General features: G+C 68.5%; 2 protein-coding genes. Both read left to right on the top strand.

Features of this window, described 5'->3' with window-relative positions; all coding sequences use genetic code 11:
• Nucleotides 1–1,045 (top strand): tetraacyldisaccharide 4'-kinase (gene lpxK, locus FVW27_RS10790; protein WP_167125045.1); only part of this gene is annotated, 1,045 nt, incomplete at its 5' end.
• A gap of 182 nt (nucleotides 1,046–1,227) precedes the next feature.
• The coding region (gene rnr / locus FVW27_RS10785) for a ribonuclease R (RefSeq protein ID WP_167125043.1) at nucleotides 1,228–3,447 on the top strand (2,220 nt) is incomplete at its 3' end.

Below are 3,447 nucleotides of genomic sequence, written 5' to 3'. Positions count from 1 at the left end.
CGCGTACGAGGCGGGCGTGCTGCCGCGCTTTGCCCCGCCGCGCCCGGTGGTTTCGGTGGGCAACATATGCTGGGGCGGCACGGGCAAGACCCCGCTGGTGCACTGGCTGTTGCGCTGGTGCGGCGCGCACGGGCTGTCCGCTGCCGTGCTCACGCGCGGTTACGGGGCAAAGCCGCCGCAACTGCCCTTGCTGGTGCGCCCCGAAAACACGGCGACGGAGGCGGGAGACGAGCCGCTGATGCTGGCCCGCCAGAATCCTGATGCCGCCGTGCTGGTGGACCCGGTGCGGCGCAGGGCCGGGCACTGGGCAGAGGCGCACCTTGCCCCGCACCTGTACCTGCTGGACGACGGTTTTCAGCATCTGGCGGTGCGGCGCGACCTGGACATAGTGGTGCTGCGCCCGGTGGACCTGACCGGCCAATGGGGCCGGACCATTCCGGCGGGATCGTGGCGCGAGGGCGCATCCGCGCTGGGCAGGGCGCACGCCTTCTGCGTGAAGGCGGAGCCGGACCTGTTCAATGCACTGGGGCCTCAGCTGGAACGCCGTCTGGTCCGCTACGGCATGCCGGTGTTCAGCTTTCGCCTTGCGCCGCGCGGCCTCGTGCGGGTGGGCCGGGGGCTGGACCCGCGCCCGGCGGAGCAGGGGGCGGCCACCCGTGCGCATCTGGACGGCGCGCCCTACGTGCTGGCTACCGGCGTGGGCGACCCGGCACAGGTGCACGCCACGGCCACGCATTTTTTCGGCTATCCGCCGCTGCGCCACCGCATCTTTCCGGACCACCACCCGTATACGCCCGCGGACGTGCGTTCGCTGGGGGCGGAAGGGTGCGTGGTGGTGTGCACCCCCAAGGACGCCGTCAAACTGGCGCCGTTGTGTGGCGAAGGTGCCGGGCATGAGGGGGGCAGCCATGCGGGTGCCAGGCAGCCGGACCTGTGGGCCTTCGACCTGGTGACCGAATTCGGACCGGCCTTGTGGTCCGCAACGAATTTTCCCGAATGGTGGGCCGCCCGCTGGGCCGGACTTTCCGCAGCCCGGCGGGGCTGATTTTCCGCTGTCCGGCCTGACCTGCCGCCGGTCGGTTTGTCTGGCCGCCCCTTGCCGGGGGCGTCTGGCCTGCTCGGCCGGTTCCGGCTGAACAGCCGGGGGCCGCTACCTCGCGTTGCCGCCCCGGCAGCCCGCCCGCATTCGACATCTTTCACTCCGGCATGACCGGAAAGGACATCCATATGACAAAGAAGAAACGCGAGGAAAGCTACGTGCTGCCCGACGCCAACGACCTGGCAACACTGTTCCGCGAGGCGCACCGCCCTCTGAAGATCGACGCGCTGATGCGCATGCTGGGCCTGCACCGCCGCATGAAGAAGGAACTGGAAGACCGCCTGGACGACCTTGTCCGGCAGGGCCGCATCATCCGCCTGCGCGGCGGGGCCTGGGGCCTTGTGGAACAGTTGCGGCTGGTCACGGGCACCCTGTCCATCCAGCGTTCCGGCATGGGCTTTGTGCTGCTGGAGGAAAAGGGACGCGACGACATCTACGTGCACCCCTATCAGATGGGCGATGCCTGGCACGGTGACAAGGTGGTGGTGGCCCTGTTGCCGGGCCGCCACGGCAAGAATCCCGAAGGGCGCATCGTGCGCGTGCTGGAGCGGGGCCGCAAGGAAATACCCGCCCGCGTCGTGCGCCGCATGGGCAGGCACAGCCTGCTCTGCCGTGCGGCGGACCCGCGCATGGCCGTCAGCTTTGTTGTGGACATGAGCGCCGTGGAAGAGAAGGCCGAAAAGGGCGACCTTGTGGTGGCCGCCCCCGGTGAAAAGGTGGAGGACGGCCTGTGGGCCGCCACCGGGCTTGCCGTGCTGGGCGCCGACGACAACGTGCTGGTGCAGGAACGGCTGGTGAAGATCAACCACGACGTGCCCACCGACTTTCCGCCCGAAGTGCTGGAAGAAGCCCGCGACCTGCCCGCCGTGCCCAGCCGCGACGACATGGAAGGCCGCATCGACCTGCGCCATCTGGAGTTTGTCACCATCGACGGGGCCAAGGCCCGCGACTTCGACGACGCCGTGTACGTGGAAGAGCAGGGCACCGGTTACCGCCTGTGGGTGGCCATTGCCGACGTGGCCCACTACGTGCGGCCCGGATCGGCCATGGACCGTGAGGCGCAGGCCCGGTCCAATTCGTACTATTTCCCGCAGTCGGTGGAGCCCATGCTGCCCGAGGCCCTTTCCAACGGGCTGTGCAGCCTGAACCCGCGCGTGCCCCGGCTGGCCATGGTGGCGGAAACCTTCTTCTACGCCGACGGCACCCCTGGCCGCAGCAAGTTCTACGCGGCCATCATCGAGTCCAAGGCCCGTCTGACCTACGGCCAGGTCAACCGGGCGATCATCGAAAAGGACGAAAAGGAGCGCCGACTGCTCACCCCGGTGCTGCCCCTGCTGGAACGCGCCGAAGCGCTGGCCCGCCTGCTGAACGCCAAGCGCAGCGAACGCGGCAGCCTGGACTTCGACCTGCCCGAGCCGGAGGTGATCTTCAACATCTACGGCGAGACGGTGGACATTGGCCGCAAGGTGCGCCACTTCGGCCACCAGATCATCGAAGAGTTCATGATTGCCGCCAACGAGGCGGTGGCCCGCTTCCTGACCGAAAAGAACGCCCGCTTCCTGTACCGGGTGCACCCGGAGCCGGATACCGAAAAGCTGGAAGGGCTGTTCAAGGTGCTGGCGCGCACCTCGCTGGCCCAGCACCTGCCCGGCAAGGCTTCGGCCAAGGCGTTGCAGGGCGTGCTGCAGGCGGCCAAGGGCACCGACCAGGAATTCGTGGTCAACCGCATGGCCCTGCGCACCATGATGCAGGCCCGCTACGCGCCCGACCATGAGGGGCATTTCGGCCTGGCCTCGGAATGCTACTGCCACTTCACCTCGCCCATCCGCCGCTACGCCGACCTGATCGTGCACCGCGCGCTGCGCCGCACGCTGGGGCTGCCGGTGAACGGGCCGCTGCCGGGCGAACGGGCCCTGCTGACCATTGCCGACACCCTGAACGTGAACGAGCGCGTGGCCATGGAAGCCGAGCGCGAGATACTCAAGCGTATCACCGTGCTGTTCCTGTCCGAAAGGGTGGGCGAAGAGTTTACCGGGGTCATTTCCGGCATCATCGACTTCGGCTTTTTCGTGGAATTCAACGAGGTGATGGCCGAGGGCATGGTGCGCCTGTCGTCGCTGGACGACGACTACTACGGCTACCTGCCGGAGCGGCAGGAACTGGTGGGCGAGCGCACGGGACGCAGCTTCCGGCTGGGCCAGGCCGTGACGGTGCGCCTTGCGGATGTCAACGTGGCGCGGCTGGAGGTGAACCTGGCGTTGGCCGGTCCGGACGCCGTGGCGTCCACCGGGGTGCGCAAGGAACGCCGCGATCATGCTGGCCGGAGCGGGCGGGACGCCCGTGGCGGG

Source organism: Nitratidesulfovibrio liaohensis (assembly GCF_011682075.1).
Lineage (GTDB): Bacteria > Desulfobacterota > Desulfovibrionia > Desulfovibrionales > Desulfovibrionaceae > Cupidesulfovibrio > Cupidesulfovibrio liaohensis.
The sequence above is the reverse complement of the archived record's forward strand: the minus strand, read 5'-3'. Positions and strand labels throughout refer to the sequence as shown.